The following is a 16,342-nucleotide window of genomic DNA, read 5'->3' on the forward strand; positions in this document are numbered from 1 at the left end:
TCAGCTATGACTCAAGCCATACCCAAGCTAGTAACTTTTGAGGAATTTATTGATCGCCTACCTGAAAACTCCGGGATACGTTACGAACTACATAATGGAAGTATTGTTGAAATGGCACAACCTGTAGGAAACCACGAAGAAGTAAAGGGTTTTATAGCAAAAAAAGTAACAGTGGAGTTTGCTCGATTAGACCTTCCTTTTATTATCCCCAACCAAGTTATAGTTAGACCTCTGGAAAAAGATTCTGGCTATTTTCCCGATGTGTTGGTGCTAAATCAGACAAATCTAATAAATGAACCATTATGGCAAAAAACATCTACCATTAGTTTGGGCGCATCAATCCCCTTGGTAATTGAGATTGTATCAACCAACTGGCGGGACGATTACTATTTAAAATATGCTGACTATGAAGAGATGGGTATCCCCGAATATTGGATTGTCGATTATGCGGCGTTAGGTGGACGTAATTTTATCGGTAGTCCTAAACAACCAACAATCTCAGTCTGTAATTTAGTTGACGGGGAATATCAAATCAGTAAGTTTCGAGATAATGATGTTATTATCTCCCAAACTTTTCCTGAATTAAACCTCACCCCCAACCAAATTTTTCAAGCTGGTTTAGTTAATTCGTAGTTCGTCTCCTTAAAATGTAAATATCTCTGACAAGCTTCTCAAAATAGGATTGCAGCTTCATATCTCTTGACTCCTAACATAATCGAACTAAAAGTTAATGCCCAAGGTAAAGCTGTAACTACTAAGTATGTGGCTAGGCGATCGCCATCACAGCATAAATTTACCTGCGACTGTGATTTAGTAACATCTTAAAATTAGCCCCATATCAAAAAAATTTCTTATTTTTGACCAATGACTAAAAAACAAAAATTTCCTTATCTAGTTGGTTCCAAGTGGACAGCAACGAAAAAAGTAGATGGTTGGCGACACTTCCAGGTAGTTAACCGCAAAAATCAAGGTAAATGGGTTTATGCCGAGATGGTGGCTGCTTGTGACCCCCATGTCCGTTTTTGGATGAACGCCAAGCTATTACAAGACGGCTTCCAGTGGCAAGCAGGCTGGCAATCTTTACAGGAAATTGAGTCCGTGGAATCTAAGTTATTCCCCACCCTGGAATCGGAAACGCCCTCGAATGCCAGCCAAGCATAGATTTATTTATAAAATTAATATTTTTTTACAAAATTATTTTGTTTAGCTAATATCCCTTCGATGATTGTGGTTCAGCCACAACCATAGGGTGAATAATTTGGCATTGATCCCTGCCTGTGTTAACTAACTCAGCGCCAGATTGAGCTATTCTGATTCATCCACAGTCAAACCCCCTGAAATCACGGTATCAGGGGCGGTTAGCTACGCTAGGCGGTATGCGATCGCCTCTAGATAGCTCAAATCCAACTTCCAATAGCTTTCATATTCGCCCAAATATACAAAAACTGTTGAATCAAAACAAATACAGTTTTTTTGTCTATTGTCACTATTTTTATATTTTTAATTTAAAAAATACTATATTTTATGATATATAAACGAAATATTGCTTTTTAAAGACTTTTAGATGTTAAAAAACATTATTTAGCTTTTTAGCCTTTGATTACTCTATTTTAAATATTTACTGCCCCTTTCTTTTCTCTGTAGTTTCGTCAATAATCAAACTCACATACCTCACACATCGCCAACTGAGGCTAGGTGAAGGAAAATGTTTTAGCCACAAGTTTGATAAAAAAACGATAAGAGGCAAACTACAGTGAAACTAGCAGTCTACGGAAAAGGTGGGATAGGCAAATCCACAACTAGCTGTAATATATCCGTCGCCCTAGCCAAACGCGGTAAAAAAGTGCTGCAAATCGGGTGCGATCCTAAACATGACAGCACCTTCACCCTGACTGGTTTTTTGATTCCCACTATTATTGATACGCTCCAAGAAAAAGATTATCACTACGAAGACGTTTGGCCAGAAGATGTCATCTACAAAGGCTATGGTGGTGTAGACTGCGTGGAAGCTGGTGGCCCTCCTGCTGGTGCGGGATGTGGTGGATATGTTGTAGGTGAAACCGTAAAACTACTCAAAGAACTCAACGCCTTTGATGAATACGATGTCATCTTGTTTGATGTTTTGGGTGACGTGGTTTGTGGCGGTTTTGCCGCACCACTCAACTATGCTGATTACTGCATGATTGTCACCGATAATGGTTTCGATGCTTTATTTGCAGCTAATCGGATTGCGGCTTCAGTTAGAGAAAAAGCCAGGACTCACCCACTACGTCTAGCCGGACTGATTGGCAACCGTACTTCCAAGCGCGACTTGATTGAAAAGTATGTTGAAGCAGTGCCAATGCCAGTTTTAGAAGTACTGCCCTTGATTGAAGATATTCGGGTTTCCCGCGTTAAGGGTAAGACTTTATTTGAAATGGCAGAGTCAGACCCTTCTCTCAACTACGTTTGCGACTACTACCTCAGCATTGCCGACCAGATTTTGGCACGTCCTGAAGGTGTCGTACCCAACGATGCACCCGATCGCGAATTATTTTCTTTATTATCAGATTTTTATTTAAATCCGGGTAAACCACAGGTTCCTAATCCTGAAGAGGAACTAGACTTGATGATTGTATAAATCATCTGAATTTTCAGGATGGGGTCAACATGGCATTCTTTAATAGCTTTACGGATTCAATTAGACAGAAGTGGCTGCAATTTTTTCAGGCCAATCGTGACTGGATTAAACTCCACATGGAAGTGGACTCAGTATATACACCAGATGGTGGCAAGCGACCACCTTCTTACCTCATCCTGGGAGTGGTGAACGCACTGGAGCCAAAACTAGCCCAGTTAATGTTTCCCTTTTCCAAATTGAATCCTGATGCCGATACCTTAATTGAGGTGTTGGAGTTGAATTTTGACCCAGACATTGTTCTTGGTAACTATTCAGGTTCAGAAGCTGACGTAGAAAAACATCACTATGAACCGACGGCTGAAATCGAAGATCGAGCAGAAGCGGATTCCTTTACAACCTCAGAAACAAACGGCTTTAGCTTAGATTCTGACAATCAAACTCTGATTATTGATGGTTCGATTTCCAGCCTCAACGACCTGGATGAGATTTCTGTGACCAATGGAACTCAATTAAAAGACGAGTTCCGCCACACAACCACCCAGGAAACAGAAGATTTTGGTGACGTTAACTTCGATATCGCTACCACATCAGCAGGAAAACTAGAAGAGCAAATTCTCAATGAGTTGAACACACCAGATGAGAATGCCTTCAGTGATGTGTTGTCAGATGTTTGGGGTGATGAAACATCTCTACACAAAACTGAAGATAATAACGATTTTTTGGGTGAAGAATTACCGGCTGGCGTTTTTGATGAATCGGAGATTGCCCGCCTCTTCCCCAACACATAATTACTAGGAATTGGTAGTTGGTGCTATGTGCCAAAAAGAGGGAATAGGGAACAGGGAATAGGTAGTAGGGAAATAATCACCACTTTCTACTCCCCAATCACCACTCCTCCCAATACCTGCCGTTAAATAACAAAGGGGAGAACAGCAAAATGACCATCGCTCAAGAACCAACAGCTTTAAACTTTGAGTGTGAAACTGGCAATTACCACACCTTCTGTCCCATCAGCTGCGTGGCATGGTTATACCAAAAAATTGAAGACAGCTTCTTTTTGGTGATTGGAACCAAGACTTGCGGGTATTTCCTGCAAAATGCGATGGGGGTGATGATTTTTGCAGAACCTCGCTATGCAATGGCAGAGTTAGAAGAAGGGGATATTTCAGCACAATTAAATGATTATGCGGAATTGAAAAGATTGTGCGAACAAATTAAGCGCGATCGCAACCCCAGCGTCATTGTGTGGATTGGCACTTGCACCACCGAAATCATCAAAATGGACTTGGAAGGACTAGCACCAAAGCTAGAAGGCGAACTTGGCATTCCTATCGTCGTCGCCCGTGCTAACGGTCTAGATTACGCCTTCACCCAAGGAGAAGACACCGTTCTCGCTGCAATGGCTCATCGTTGTCCTGATAAAGCCCCCGTAGCAGAAGCAGAGAAAAACGAACGTAATGCCGTTCAAAAACTCTTAAATTTCGGCAAGAAAAAAGAATTAGTAGCCCAAGAAGAATCAGAGTACGTAGATCATCCACCCTTGGTTCTCTTCGGTTCTCTTCCTGATCCCGTGGTTACCCAGTTAACCTTAGAACTCAAAAAACAAGGTATTAAAGTTTCCGGTTGGCTACCCGCCAAGCGCTTTACAGAACTACCAGTATTAGAAGAAGGCTATTATGTTGCTGGTGTCAACCCCTTCCTCAGCCGTACAGCCACAACCTTAATGCGTCGCCGCAAATGCAAACTCATCGGCGCACCCTTCCCAATAGGCCCCGATGGAACTCGCGCTTGGATTGAGAAAATTTGCTCTGTGTTTGGCATTACACCAAAAGGTTTGGATGAGCGAGAAGCACAAATTTGGGCAGGCTTAGAAGACTACGTAAAATTAATTCGTGGCAAGTCTGTTTTCTTCATGGGGGACAACTTGTTAGAAGTCTCCTTAGCGCGGTTCTTAGTACGCTGCGGGATGACTGTTCATGAAGTTGGTATTCCCTACATGGATAAGCGCTATCAAGCTGCTGAATTGGCAATGTTAGAGAAAGCCTGTCAAGAAATGGGTGTACCTTTCCCCAAAATGGTAGAAAAGCCAGATAACTATAACCAAGTACAACGAATTTATGATTTAAAGCCAGATTTAGTCATTACCGGTATGGCTCATGCTAACCCACTGGAAGCAAGGGGTATTAATACTAAGTGGTCTGTAGAGTTCACCTTTGCTCAGATTCACGGCTTTACCAATGCGCGGGATATTTTAGAATTAGTAACTCGTCCCCTACGTCGTAATAATAATTTGAAAGATTTAGGTTGGGATAAATTGGTGAGGGAAGAAGCAAAGATTTAGATTTGGATTTTCAAAAACCAAGAGAATGATTGAAGGCGAACCCGGAAGTTCGCTTTTTTTATACTGTATAAATTAAGATTGACAGTAAAAGTTTAATTTCCCATAATTTGCTCAAAAAATATCACATTTATACCTATACCGTTTCTTGATGTAGCTTGCCTGGCATAGCCATAGATGCACTTTATTCTGTACTGTAGAAACGTTGCATGCAACGTCTCTACATAATTATATTTGGTGCAACTTCATAGAGAATTGGTATTAAGCAATACTAACTATCTTAGCTCAAGCTCAATTAACGGCTGTAGCCATTCTCCTTTCTTATCTAAAACACCCTTGACATAATTATGAAATCCAACCATCCCACCATGTTTACTCCAATATTCATTAAAAATATTAATGCTTTCTAAAGAGTGAGCTTTTCCATTTGGCGGAAACACTACTGGACAACCAAATACTTCTGTATTGTGTGGAAGATTGTACAAATGACTTGTGTGGACAAGATTTTTCAAATCATTTGCCTTCCAAATGATTTGAATTAAACGGCCAGTACTAAATTCAGAGTCAGAACCATCATAATAAATAGTGTTATTAAAAAATTTAACGATGTGTGTTACATGAGCGTGTTGTCTAATAATTAGCAAGTCTCCTTCCTTAGGCTTTCGTGCATTTTCTTCTTGCCCCTTTCTCCAATGCAAGATAACAATTTTGGAAACTTCATCTATTCTATAATCCCAGTACTCCACTTTCTCGCTTTGATAATTGACATTTTTGCTCCACTTGAGTCTAGTTAACTCAATCATATCTATCTCCAAATTATTTTAAGGTATCTAAGGGTTTGTTGCGAATTGACTTACCTTGAATCCAGACATTTTATTAATCAATAACTTCTAAATTTATATTTCCCTAAAATTTTGATGAAATAACCTGAACATTGATCGTCTTTTTTGTAATTTCAAATAAATGGAATAACACCCCTAAGTATAATTTCAGAAATTAAATACTGACACTATATATAATCCCAATCAAATCTATTTTTAAACCCCTAAAAAACAAAAAGCAAAAAAGAGCGATCGCCAAATAAAACTCTCAATTTTCTCGAACTTGAGAGTTTTATTTTATCCGTCAAGAATTATGAAGAAAATTAATTTAATAGTAAAATTATGTAAACAACAAATAATGAAATTGGTTAATTAGCTAATTAATGATGTTCAATAAAAACGGATAATAATAGAGCTATTTTGTTGAGAATCTTCTCTACTATTAGATCTGCATAGCAGATAAACCGTAAAAGATATTAGGCTTTTCTATTAATAGGACATTTGTTGATAACAGTATATATAAATAGTCAAACTAGTATATTTTTAAGACTAGAGTATTAAGTTTTTATAGTACCCATTTTGGATTACAAACTAACACTCACTCAGATTTAAAACACCAAAAATATTTAAGGCATCATACTGTCGCGTAATATTTACTAGTAGGACATAATACATAACCATTGACATGATTTTCATCACGGGAAGAAAAATTTTATTCCCAACTTGTTTATCAGCAGTCAAATTGGGGAATGCTTAAGGATAGGAAATCATAACCCTGCTTAAGTGGTTATATAAATTACATTATCGAAAATTTATTAAGGTAGTGGTGGCAATGGTGGAGCCGGAAAACAAATTATTTGCCCTCAAGGACGGTTGGGTTTCTCAGGACACAAGAGAACAACAACGCCTCAAAGCATTGTCAGAATTAGGTTTGCGACAACTAGAAACAATACCGGTTTTTGAGGAAGCAACTCAAACTGCGGCTCATTTTTTAGAAGCACCAATTTCTATTTTGGGTTTTATCGATCAAGAGCGTCATTGGTTCAAATCGGCGGTAGGCTTATCTAGACTGGGACTAATGAATCATTTGGCTCAGAGCCGTCAGTTGTTACGCCAAGAGTCGTTCTGTACACAAGTAGTAGATAGCCATCAGATACTTGTTATTAATGATACATTAAGAGTGACAGATCCGGCGCTAGCAACTGGTAAGCTGATCCAAGATTATGGTATTCGTGCTTATCTAGGCGCTCCCTTAATTGATGCTGCGGGAAATTGCCTTGGTGCATTAGCAGTGATGGATTTAGTCCCGCGCAATTTTACCAACAGGGATGTTGAATTTTTACAAATTATCGCCCGTTGGAGCATGAGCGAATTCGAGCGCAATCGCCTATTGATGCAGGTAAAATCAGAGCAAATTAGCTTCAAGAGTGCGCCTACGTTCATACCTCATGATGAGCCTAATGAGACTAAACTGACTCCGCCTCATGTAGAAGTAGAACAAGATTCACATTCAACCAAGCAGGTCAAAATAGAACTTTTGGCACAACTAACTCAAGAATTACGTACACCCTTGACATCCGTATTAGGGATGGCAAGTGTGTTGGGACGTGAGATTTATGGGCCTCTGACAACGAAGCAACGTGAATATCTAGATATAATCCAACACAGTGGTCGGTATTTACTCTCTTTAGTGAATGAAATTACCGAGCTAGGAGCAATAGATGAAAAAGCCAATGTATTGAATGTCACTCCTGTAGACATTGAAATGCTGTGTCAACAAGCTATTAATACTTTAGAGGAAGCAGCTAATCGTCGTGAACAAGACATTCGCTTGTCTATAGAACCAGGACGTAGCCGTATTTGGCCTTTGGATAAAGACAAAGTTCGGCAAATGCTGTATCACCTAATTTTTAGTGTGATTCAATTCTCTGCTACTGGCAGTATTGTGCGTATTCATGTCTCATATAAAGAAAATGCGCTGAATATTACTGTTTGGGTTTCTCACCCTTGGTTAGGGGATGGGATTACTGATGTTGATCCATATTTCCGCCTCAACTCCTTGTCTGTCATGGATTTGGCTGCTGATGCTGCTACCTACAGCGTACCTCCCGAACCCAAGGAAGAAACAAGAAGTTTACCTGTGACACTGGAAAAGTTACGATCCTTAGCTGATTCTTATTCTGATCTTCTGGCTGTAAATCCTGATAGTGATTCCAGCAAAAATAAAGGTAATTTGTCCCGTGAAAGCCTGGGTTTGTTGTTGAGTTGTCAGTTGGCTGAATTGCATGGTGGACAAATTTCCATTCAAGGTTCACGGGAATCAGGACATCGTTATCTAGTGAACTTACCATTACAGTTGGCAAAAACTCCGGAAGTTAGTGAAAGTTGATCAATGGTTCTATTATCCAGTGCATGATGATGACTGAATGCTTGACTTTAGCCAGCATTGATAGGAATTAATAATTTGCAATTTGAGTTATTACCTTTTTATAATGAGCCGCATTATGATTAAGTCCAAGTTCAGTAGGATCTGGCTAATCAAGCGCAGCTTGTTTTATGAATTTAGTCTGGCAACGATTTACTTTATCGTCTTTACCTGTAAAACAGTTTCTAGCCACAAGTTACTTACATCGGTTCCTGGTGGGACAGTTGTCTGCTTGGCGACAAACTAGTTTCTTACTTCAGTGGGGAGACATTATTGCAGCTGCGTTACTCAGCTTGATATATGTTTTGGCTCCTTTTGTCTCTAGCACCCTTGTTGGCGTGCTGCTGATAGCTTGCGTAGGTTTTTGGTTGTTGTTGACTTTATCTGATGAGCCTTCATCAAGCAATAACTCCCTTGTGACTCCTATACATCTGTTGGTGTTGCTCTATTGGGGAATTGCTGCTGTTGCAACGGCATTATCACCAGTCAAGAAGGCAGCATTAACTGACTTGTTAACCTTGACTTTGTATTTGTTATTATTTGCTCTTTGCGCCAGGGTGTTGAGGTCGCCGCGCCTGAGGTCTTGGATCATTAACCTCTACCTATCTGCATCACTGGTTGTCAGTATATATGGAATGCGACAATGGCGTTTTGGTGCGCCTCCACTGGCGACTTGGGTTGATCCAGAGTCCACCTTGTCTAAAACTACAAGAGTTTACAGTTATTTAGGCAATCCCAATTTGTTGGCTGGTTATTTAGTGCCTGCGGTGATTTTTAGCCTCATGGCAGTTTTTGTCTGGCAGGGCTGGGCAAGAAAATCTTTAGCTGTCACAACGCTGTGTGTAAATACTGCTTGCTTAATTTTTACTTATAGTCGTGGCGGCTGGATTGGTCTTTTGGTAGCAGTTTTAGTGGCGACGGCATTGCTAGTTTATTGGTGGAGTGTGCAAATGCCGCCTTTTTGGCGAACCTGGTCGTTACCTATACTTTTGGGTGGTTTAATAGGGGTATTGTTGATTGCGGTGTTATTTGTCGAGCCAGTCCGGTTTCGGGTTCTCAGCATTTTTGCCGATCGCCAAGATAGCAGTAATAATTTCCGGCGCAACGTGTGGGATGCTGTTTTTGAGATGATCCGCGATCGCCCAATTATCGGTATTGGCCCTGGTCATAATTCTTTTAATAAAGTCTACCCTCTTTACCAAAGACCTCGTTATAGTGCTTTAAGCGCCTATTCCATTTTCCTAGAAGTGGCTGTGGAAATGGGTTTTGTTGGTCTAGCTTGCTTTTTGTGGTTAATTATCGTCACTATTAATACAGCATTCGTTCAGCTGCGCCGTCTGCGCCAATCTGCCAATGTGCAAGGATTTTGGTTAATTGGTGCCTTAGCCACGTTGCTGGGAATGCTGGCTCACGGTACGGTAGACACTATCTGGTTCCGTCCGGAAGTTAATACTCTCTGGTGGTTAATGGTTGCTCTCATTGCCAGCTATTGGACACCTTTAGCTGCAAACCAAGGTCAAGAACTGAATTTATTTAACGAGGAACCCACAAGTAACTAAATATTGATGGGAGAATGAGGCACGGTGTCATCAGGTAAGCTCTGGTTTGGGCGATCGCTAATATAAGAAATTTTCTTACTGGGCAATCAATGGAGCCGCACCCAGAAATTTCTTCAAGCAAGCTATCTCCCGCCGTGCCTATATGTATAAAAGTCACCAGATAGACTCATACATAATCCAACCCTAAAATACTTATTACAAGGGACTTCCAGTCTTGTATCATTTCCCCTGTTCTCTATCTGGTAATTTTTTGAGTATCTATTCCCGATAGCTACTAGCACCGGGCGCGCTAGGATCACGATACCGGGTTGGCTCATCGTCACGCTTTTTACCAGCTAACCCAGCTAAGCCTAATAAACCGATTAGGCCTAGCCAGCCCCAGTCAAAATCGTTACGATCTGCGGTGCGATCGTAAGTTCTGGTCGTAGTGCCATCAGTTCTAGGGGCAGTCTGTACCTGAGCGTTTGCTGGTAAGCTCAAAGGCAAAGTTGCCATACTTAAAGTGAGAACAGCAGCGCCAACAGTTTTAGAAAAATCACGGTTCATGGTGAGAGTTCCTTGTTGCTTCCAAAGTTACTCACCACTTTATCTAGTCTTGAACTTAGCAGAATCAATCTGCGGCTATAAACTCTGTATTTGCTTAACTCACCTGGGGACATACAACCATTCTATTAGTGGTGATGACATTCCACCCACTGTTGGGATGCCTGTGGCGGGCGAAGCCATAGCTGTCTAACTCCAGTGGAGTAATTGAGGAACAATCACAACTAATAATTTTTCATTGCTCGTTGAATATCACGCTGGTCTTGGCGACGTTTCAGACTTTCTCGCTTATCGTGGAGCTTTTTCCCCTTACCGAGAGCAATACTAACTTTGACCCAGCCACGTTTGAGGTACATTTTCAAGGGAACTAATGTCAAACCCTGCTGCTCTACCTTGCCAATCAGCTTCCGAATTTCTTGACGGTGTAATAACAGCTTGCGCGTCCGTCTTGGTTCATGATTGAAATACTGCCCACTAGCGTTATAGGGAGAGATATGGGCATTAATTAGCCATATTTCGCCATCTCGAAGCAAAGCATAACCATCCTGAAGGTTTACTTTCCCTGCACGAATTGACTTAACCTCTGTTCCCGTCAACTGAATGCCGGCTTCAAAAGTTTCCAGAATTTCGTACAAGTAACGGGCTTGTCGATTATCAGTAATTACTTTGTAACTTTCGCTCTTATCGCTCATTGAGAATTAGGTTGGTTTTAAACTTACTGCAAAAATAGTTTGAATGGATGCTAGAGTCTCTCCCCCTACCCCTCTGCCTTGAAAAGTTCTGATGCCTGCGGCGGGCTACACCAACGGAGGAAGCCTCTGCTCAGATTTTTAGCCCCTACGAGGAAAAGGGCGTTTGGCTCCCCCTTGCCTCGTAGGGAAGGGGTCTGGGCTGACAGGTGTAGGTTTTTAATTACTGAATCGATGCTCTAGGAGTCCTATAGTGAATTCAGCAGTGTATATTAACCCACTATAATAAATGTTGAACTAACTCTTGCTCATATCTATATAATTTAGCGTTTCTCCCTTTGAATGGAAAATTTTCCCTAAATATAGATGTTAGAAAAGTTAGTGTTCATGTATACTTTGTTTAAGAATAGCTATCTATACCTTAGTTGTTTGTGAAGAATTACAAAATTCACTGTGCTTTTCTTTAACTAGAGCTTAAAGCAGCTTTGAAGTTAGTTAGCTAAATAAATAATTTAAGATTTTCTTTATAAATTACTTTTAGACCAGTCATTAGCCGCTAATCCTGTCATAGTATGAAACATGAGAACACTATTTTATGGGTGTTCATAGATGGAGCTTGTAGAGATAATCTCAGTAAAAAATAATGCTAGGGGTGTATTGTCCATGCCCTTGACGATCCTTGTAGTGGATGACGATCTGGGCACTCGTCTGTCTATTAGTGATTACCTAGAACTGTCTGGCTATTCAGTGATTACGGCTAATGATGGTCAGGAAGCTTTGACTATGGTGGAAGTATACCATCCTGATTTAATCGTGACTGATATTGTGATGCCAAGAATGAATGGTTATGAGTTGGTGCGTCGAGTTCGTCAGCAACCTCCATTCCGTTTATTACCTGTAATTTTATTAACAGCGCGTACGAGAACCCAGGAAAGAATTCTTGGTTATCAGTCGGGATGTGATTTATACTTACCTAAACCTTTTGAACTAGAAGAGTTAGCAGCAGCAATTCATAATCTGTTAGAGCGATCGCAAATCATTCAATCTGAATATCGATTTTCTCAAAAAGACAATTCAGGCAGCCCCCTCCCTAGCAAAATTGTGGAGAGTCATCACTCTGTATTCACCCATGTGGAAAAATCGCACCTACTCTCATCTTTAACGCCGAGAGAGCAAGAAGTCTTGGAAATGTTAACTCATGGTTTGTCTAATATCGAAATAGGGCATCAATTACACTTGAGTCCCAGAACCGTGGAAAAATACGTTAGTAGTCTACTGAGAAAAACTACCACCAGCAACCGGGCCGAACTCGTGCGTTTTGCCATTACACATGGTTTAGTAGAGTAACATCTGTCTCTAATTCGAGTGCTAGTTATGCTTCTAGTTGCTGGCTGGTAATATGTTGCAGTAAACCCTCACAGGCATCAACCAGCAAATCAATCACCTGATTAAACCCTTCTGTCCCACCATAATAAGGATCTGGAACTTCCTTCAGGTTATGACGCGAACAAAACTCACACATTAAACTGACTTTGTTGTGATACTGTCCAGTATGGTCAAGGGCGATGATGTTGTCATAGTTGTCTCGATCCATAGCTAGGATGAGGTCAAATTCTTGGAAGTCAGATTTGACAAATTGTCTAGCCTGTCCCCGCAGTTTAATTCCCAACTTCGTAACAGCAGCAGCACTCATCCGTCGGTCAGGTGAACTACCAATGTGATAGCTAGAAGTACCAGCCGAGTCACAAATAATACTATTGCTTAAACCTGCCTGCTCAATCAGATGGTTCATAATATTCTCTGCCGATGGTGAGCGACAGATATTCCCCAAGCAGACAAACAGCAGTTTGTAAGGCATAAGTGATAACTGGTAATTCCTAGTAATATTCGAGCTGGCAAAGCATCCTTACAGCTTTTTGCACAAAAGAGTAACGCCAACTCAACTCGTAATTATAACAGGTTATAAATATAGAAAAATCACCTCAAACCAAGTCAAAAGTCAGTAGTCCAAAGTCTATAGTCTCCAAATTTGTTGACTATATGACCATTGACTAATGACTAATGACTAATGACTAAAATCCAGGTAGTTCTAACCCACTGGTTAAGTCTTCCATGCGTTCTCGCATCGTGGCTGTAGACTTGATATAAGCATCTTTCATTGCAGCTGTTACCAAGTCGGAAAGTAAATCTGCCCCCTGTGCTAAAGCATCTGGGGAAATTTCTACTCGCTTTGGTTCTTGGTTGCCACTGACAATTACCTTCACAAGTCCACCGCCAGCTTCTCCCTGAATTTCCATTTGCTCCAATTCTTCTTGGAGTCTTTTTGCACCTTCTTGAACTTGTTGTGCTTTTTTGAAAGCTTCGGCTAGTTCTTTCATTTTTCCCAAGCCGAAGCCAAATCCTTGTCCTTTTCCTGTCATAATTGATAGTCCGTGTGTGCGTTGAATAACAAATCAAATTCAATTATAGATGTGGTGGGCAGTTTGCCTCTTTTTTTACCAAAACTTTAGGGACTGGGGAGGGCTAAATGGAAGGATAAGAACAAAAACTATGTTTTTTTCTTGGCATCACTCCCGTAGCCCTATCTCAGCAGTACCCAATTACTCACGCCGCCTGAAATTCACCCAGCATTTTGACTTCTGGCTCTAATAAGATCGACCAGCGTTCTTGAACTTCCTGCTGGATGTGGCGGATGAGGCAGAAGATATCGTTAGCTTTGGCTCCTCCGCGATTAACTATAAAATTAGCGTGGAGATGTGCTACTTGTGCGCCACCTATTTGATAGCCTTTTAATCCTGATTGTTCGATTAACCAGCCTGCCGAATAAGGTTTAGGGTTGCGGAACACACTACCACAACTGGGGAAGTTGTAGGGTTGAGTGGTTAACCGCATCTGCTTGTGTTCTCTGGTTGTGGCTGTGACGTAGGCAGGATCAAAGCCTGGTTGCAGTTGGAATGTGGCTTGGGTGACTACGCGATTGCTACCTTGTAGTAATGAAGTACGATACCCATAACCCAATTCTTCAGGAGTTAGTGTTTCTATTGTGCCATCAGGCGAAAGTACTTGAGCGCTAACTAATATATCTGCGATACAGCTATTATGCGCTCCAGCATTCATCACTACAGCACCACCAACGGTTCCAGGGATACCTACAGCCCACTCAAACCCTTGCCATCCCAGTTTTGCTATTTCCCACGCCAAGCTAGGAATTGATTCTCCAGCAGCTACAGTTACTTGACCGGTTTGGTGGTCAAAATGATTGTAACGTAGATGACGAGTAGCAATGACCAAGCCGGAGATGCCGCGATCGCTCACTAACAAGTTAGAACCTGCACCGAGAGTTGTTACTCTGAGGTTATGCTCTTGTGCATATTTGAGGCTGGCTTGCAATGCTTCTATGTTGCGAGGGGCAACATACAGTTCAGCTGCTCCCCCGACTCTATAAGAAGTAAATGCGGATAACAGAGCTTGAGACTTAATCTCGCAATTAGTACCGGGTAAGTAAATAATTTTACTTTCTCTTGAAGGATTGTTATTGTGTGTCTCTACATTGGAAGCAGGAACTGTACAGGCGTTTCCAACTGCCTGGGAAATTTTCATCTTTACATCAATTAATTGTGAAATTTTTACATTTATCTGCCGTAAAACTACAGCAATTTCGATAAAACTGTTGCTAAGTAAACACTTGGCTTAGATAAAAGCCTTCATTGGTGAGTGTCCTCACAATGTGGCTGTCGCAGGTTCGCACAGTGTGGTAATGATTTCGGGAATTGCCTGATTTAAATTTCCTGCACCCAGGAATAAAGCCAAATCACCAGGGCGGAGATTTTTTAATAAATACTCACACACTGTAGATAAAGTTGGTTGATAAACTACCTGTGGGTGTTCTTGAGCAATTTTTTCTGCCAACTGTTCACCACTAATTAGTCCTAAATTGGGTTCCCCTGCACTGTAAATATCAGTCAGTACTACCAAATCGGCATGACTGAAAGACTCAGAGAATTCTTCTAAAAAGGTCAAGGTGCGACTATAACGGTGGGGTTGAAAGATAGCTACTACTCTTTGTCCAGGTCTGGCTTGAAGCCTTGCAGCAGCCAATGTAGCCCGGATTTCACTGGGATGATGAGCGTAGTCATCAATGAAGGTAATACCATCGACTTCACCACGGAATTCAAAGCGTCGTCTTGCACCTTCAAAACCAGCGATACCTTTGGCAATTTCCCCAAATTCTAGACCCACTAGACGACCAACAGCTACTGCGGCTAGAGCATTACTCAGATTATGGCGACTGAGTAATTTTAATTTCAGCACACCTAATGCTTTGCCTTTTTCCCAGACTAAAGCAGTGGTACCGTCAGCACGGTAGTCTATATTAGTAACGGTGTAGTCAGCTTCAGTATCTTGATGAAGACTATAAGTAATAGTTGGTTGTTGGCGATCGCTAGAGGCGGTGCGAAGCAACTCGCGCACTGTTGCACAATCAACACTACCAATTAAGGTTTTACAACCCTTGGCAAATGTTTGAAAGATATCAACGACTTCTTCTAAGGTGTCGTAATGGTCAGGATGATCTAATTCAATATTAGTGATAATACCAATTTCTGGAGCGTGTTTGACCAGGGAGCCATCTGATTCGTCTGCCTCAGCTACTAAATAAGGACTTTGTCCCAATCTGGCATTGCCTTCCCAAGCATTTACTTCTCCACCAACAATTATTGTTGGATCTAAACCCGCTTCTAGTAACATATAACCAATCATGCTACTAGTTGTCGTTTTGCCATGAGTTCCTGCTACGGCAACACTATGATAATCGTTAATTAAAGCCGCTAGTACATCTGAACGATGTAAAATTGGGCATCCTAATTCTATTGCTGCTTGGTATTCTAAATTATTTGAGTTAATTGCTGTTGAACAAACCACTTGAGGCAATGTTGACTTGCCAAGCGGAAACATTTCTTGTGTATTTAATTCTATTTCAGTAGAGCTAACTTTAGAGCCAAAGAATTCAAGATTACTCGCTTCTTGTCTACTAAAAATATGCGCGCCGATAGATTCCAACTTGCGCGTAATATGATTGGGACGAAGGTCAGAACCTGACACTGGCAACTGGCGTTTTGCAAGAACGTATGCCAGGGCAGACATCCCTATACCGCCGATTCCGATAAAATGAAATGGTCTACCGCCGAAATCTACACTATTATTCATTGATTACTCCTCTTATCACCACACCACACCATCAATCACAAATAACACGCGTATCATAACAGGATTTGGATTTTTACTGTAACTACTCCTATATCTTTTTCAGGAATGAATTTCTAAGGAATTTCTACTGAGATTTAGATTA

At 41.1% G+C, this 16,342-nt stretch carries 17 protein-coding genes; 10 read left to right on the forward strand and 7 right to left on the reverse strand.

Annotated elements, in window-relative coordinates:
* The first annotated feature begins 6 nt into the window (after positions 1-6).
* The 6 genes from ACM5QX_RS01045 (at position 7) to ACM5QX_RS01070 (ending at position 4,961) form a co-directional block, all read left to right on the forward strand.
* Entirely contained in the window at positions 7-633 is a 627-nt protein-coding gene (locus ACM5QX_RS01045; protein ID WP_414752012.1) for a Uma2 family endonuclease, read from the forward strand.
* A gap of 66 nt (positions 634-699) precedes the next feature.
* Positions 700-825, forward strand: a complete 126-nt coding sequence (locus ACM5QX_RS01050; protein WP_414752013.1) for a hypothetical protein — start codon at positions 700-702, stop codon at positions 823-825.
* 39 nt (positions 826-864) lie between these two features.
* Positions 865-1,161 carry a TIGR02450 family Trp-rich protein gene (locus tag ACM5QX_RS01055; RefSeq protein WP_414752014.1) on the forward strand — a complete coding sequence of 99 codons (297 nt, stop codon included), beginning with the start codon at positions 865-867 and terminating at the stop codon, positions 1,159-1,161.
* Between the two features lie 592 nt (positions 1,162-1,753).
* Positions 1,754-2,620 carry a ferredoxin:protochlorophyllide reductase (ATP-dependent) iron-sulfur ATP-binding protein gene (gene bchL / locus ACM5QX_RS01060; RefSeq protein WP_010999204.1) on the forward strand — a complete coding sequence of 289 codons (867 nt, stop codon included), beginning with the start codon at positions 1,754-1,756 and terminating at the stop codon, positions 2,618-2,620.
* Positions 2,621-2,649: 29 nt separating this feature from the next.
* Positions 2,650-3,408: a DUF5331 domain-containing protein gene (locus ACM5QX_RS01065; RefSeq protein ID WP_414752015.1), complete on the forward strand. Its 759-nt coding sequence runs from the start codon at positions 2,650-2,652 to the stop codon at positions 3,406-3,408.
* 149 nt (positions 3,409-3,557) lie between these two features.
* Positions 3,558-4,961, forward strand: a complete 1,404-nt coding sequence (locus ACM5QX_RS01070) for a ferredoxin:protochlorophyllide reductase (ATP-dependent) subunit N (RefSeq protein ID WP_414752016.1) — start codon at positions 3,558-3,560, stop codon at positions 4,959-4,961.
* Between the two features lie 272 nt (positions 4,962-5,233).
* Here the strand turns inward: ACM5QX_RS01070 and ACM5QX_RS01075 are convergent, their stop codons facing one another.
* Positions 5,234-5,761 carry a hypothetical protein gene (locus tag ACM5QX_RS01075; RefSeq protein ID WP_414752017.1) on the reverse strand — a complete coding sequence of 176 codons (528 nt, stop codon included), beginning with the start codon at positions 5,759-5,761 and terminating at the stop codon, positions 5,234-5,236.
* Between the two features lie 850 nt (positions 5,762-6,611).
* On the opposite strand from ACM5QX_RS01075, the gene ACM5QX_RS01080 reads away from it, so the two are divergent.
* A complete protein-coding gene (locus ACM5QX_RS01080) occupies positions 6,612-8,168 on the forward strand; it encodes a GAF domain-containing protein (RefSeq protein ID WP_414752018.1) in 1,557 nt (518 codons plus the stop codon).
* A gap of 167 nt (positions 8,169-8,335) precedes the next feature.
* Positions 8,336-9,763: an IctB family putative bicarbonate transporter gene (locus ACM5QX_RS01085; RefSeq protein ID WP_414752019.1), complete on the forward strand. Its 1,428-nt coding sequence runs from the start codon at positions 8,336-8,338 to the stop codon at positions 9,761-9,763.
* A gap of 258 nt (positions 9,764-10,021) precedes the next feature.
* On the opposite strand, the gene ACM5QX_RS01090 is transcribed toward ACM5QX_RS01085, so the two are convergent.
* Positions 10,022-10,309, reverse strand: a complete 288-nt coding sequence (locus ACM5QX_RS01090) for a WGxxGxxG family protein (protein WP_414752020.1) — start codon at positions 10,307-10,309, stop codon at positions 10,022-10,024.
* Here ACM5QX_RS01090 and ACM5QX_RS01095 point away from each other — a divergent pair.
* Positions 10,308-10,499, forward strand: a complete 192-nt coding sequence (locus ACM5QX_RS01095) for a hypothetical protein (protein WP_414752021.1) — start codon at positions 10,308-10,310, stop codon at positions 10,497-10,499. The genes ACM5QX_RS01090 and ACM5QX_RS01095 overlap by 2 nt on opposite strands.
* A 31-nt stretch (positions 10,500-10,530) precedes the next feature.
* On the opposite strand, the gene smpB is transcribed toward ACM5QX_RS01095, so the two are convergent.
* Complete coding sequence (smpB, locus tag ACM5QX_RS01100; protein ID WP_011319109.1) at positions 10,531-10,998, reverse strand: SsrA-binding protein SmpB; 468 nt, start codon at positions 10,996-10,998, stop codon at positions 10,531-10,533.
* Between the two features lie 660 nt (positions 10,999-11,658).
* Between smpB and ACM5QX_RS01105 the strand changes: the two genes are divergently transcribed.
* Complete coding sequence (locus tag ACM5QX_RS01105; protein WP_041456206.1) at positions 11,659-12,342, forward strand: response regulator transcription factor; 684 nt, start codon at positions 11,659-11,661, stop codon at positions 12,340-12,342.
* Positions 12,343-12,367: 25 nt separating this feature from the next.
* Here ACM5QX_RS01105 and ACM5QX_RS01110 read toward each other — a convergent pair whose 3' ends face one another.
* The 4 genes from ACM5QX_RS01110 to murC all read right to left on the reverse strand — a co-directional run bounded on the left by ACM5QX_RS01110 (position 12,368) and on the right by murC (position 16,200).
* Complete coding sequence (locus ACM5QX_RS01110; RefSeq protein WP_414752022.1) at positions 12,368-12,853, reverse strand: low molecular weight protein-tyrosine-phosphatase; 486 nt, start codon at positions 12,851-12,853, stop codon at positions 12,368-12,370.
* A gap of 214 nt (positions 12,854-13,067) precedes the next feature.
* Positions 13,068-13,415, reverse strand: coding sequence for a YbaB/EbfC family nucleoid-associated protein (locus ACM5QX_RS01115; RefSeq protein WP_010999193.1), 348 nt, complete (start codon positions 13,413-13,415; stop codon positions 13,068-13,070).
* Positions 13,416-13,599: 184 nt separating this feature from the next.
* On the reverse strand, positions 13,600-14,595 hold the full coding sequence (murB, locus tag ACM5QX_RS01120) for a UDP-N-acetylmuramate dehydrogenase (RefSeq protein WP_414752023.1): 996 nt from the start codon (positions 14,593-14,595) through the stop codon (positions 13,600-13,602).
* A gap of 120 nt (positions 14,596-14,715) precedes the next feature.
* Positions 14,716-16,200, reverse strand: a complete 1,485-nt coding sequence (murC, locus tag ACM5QX_RS01125) for a UDP-N-acetylmuramate--L-alanine ligase (RefSeq protein WP_414752024.1) — start codon at positions 16,198-16,200, stop codon at positions 14,716-14,718.
* Positions 16,201-16,342: the final 142 nt, after the last annotated feature.

It is taken from the genome of Anabaena sp. CCY 9910, from assembly GCF_963920875.1.
GTDB lineage: Bacteria > Cyanobacteriota > Cyanobacteriia > Cyanobacteriales > Nostocaceae > Trichormus > Trichormus variabilis.

Coding starts and splice junctions, on each gene's coding strand:
- ACM5QX_RS01055 (WP_414752014.1), top strand. CDS start 865: ATGACTAAAAAACAAAAATTTCCTTATCTAGTTGGTTCCAAGTGGACA.
- ACM5QX_RS01075 (WP_414752017.1), bottom strand. CDS start 5,761: ATGATTGAGTTAACTAGACTCAAGTGGAGCAAAAATGTCAATTATCAA.
- ACM5QX_RS01080 (WP_414752018.1), top strand. CDS start 6,612: ATGGTGGAGCCGGAAAACAAATTATTTGCCCTCAAGGACGGTTGGGTT.
- ACM5QX_RS01095 (WP_414752021.1), top strand. CDS start 10,308: ATGGTGAGAGTTCCTTGTTGCTTCCAAAGTTACTCACCACTTTATCTA.
- ACM5QX_RS01045 (WP_414752012.1), top strand. CDS start 7: ATGACTCAAGCCATACCCAAGCTAGTAACTTTTGAGGAATTTATTGAT.
- ACM5QX_RS01115 (WP_010999193.1), bottom strand. CDS start 13,415: ATGACAGGAAAAGGACAAGGATTTGGCTTCGGCTTGGGAAAAATGAAA.
- ACM5QX_RS01070 (WP_414752016.1), top strand. CDS start 3,558: ATGACCATCGCTCAAGAACCAACAGCTTTAAACTTTGAGTGTGAAACT.
- ACM5QX_RS01085 (WP_414752019.1), top strand. CDS start 8,336: ATGAATTTAGTCTGGCAACGATTTACTTTATCGTCTTTACCTGTAAAA.
- murC (WP_414752024.1), bottom strand. CDS start 16,200: ATGAATAATAGTGTAGATTTCGGCGGTAGACCATTTCATTTTATCGGA.
- ACM5QX_RS01090 (WP_414752020.1), bottom strand. CDS start 10,309: ATGAACCGTGATTTTTCTAAAACTGTTGGCGCTGCTGTTCTCACTTTA.
- murB (WP_414752023.1), bottom strand. CDS start 14,595: ATGAAAATTTCCCAGGCAGTTGGAAACGCCTGTACAGTTCCTGCTTCC.
- ACM5QX_RS01110 (WP_414752022.1), bottom strand. CDS start 12,853: ATGCCTTACAAACTGCTGTTTGTCTGCTTGGGGAATATCTGTCGCTCA.
- smpB (WP_011319109.1), bottom strand. CDS start 10,998: ATGAGCGATAAGAGCGAAAGTTACAAAGTAATTACTGATAATCGACAA.
- ACM5QX_RS01065 (WP_414752015.1), top strand. CDS start 2,650: ATGGCATTCTTTAATAGCTTTACGGATTCAATTAGACAGAAGTGGCTG.
- ACM5QX_RS01105 (WP_041456206.1), top strand. CDS start 11,659: ATGCCCTTGACGATCCTTGTAGTGGATGACGATCTGGGCACTCGTCTG.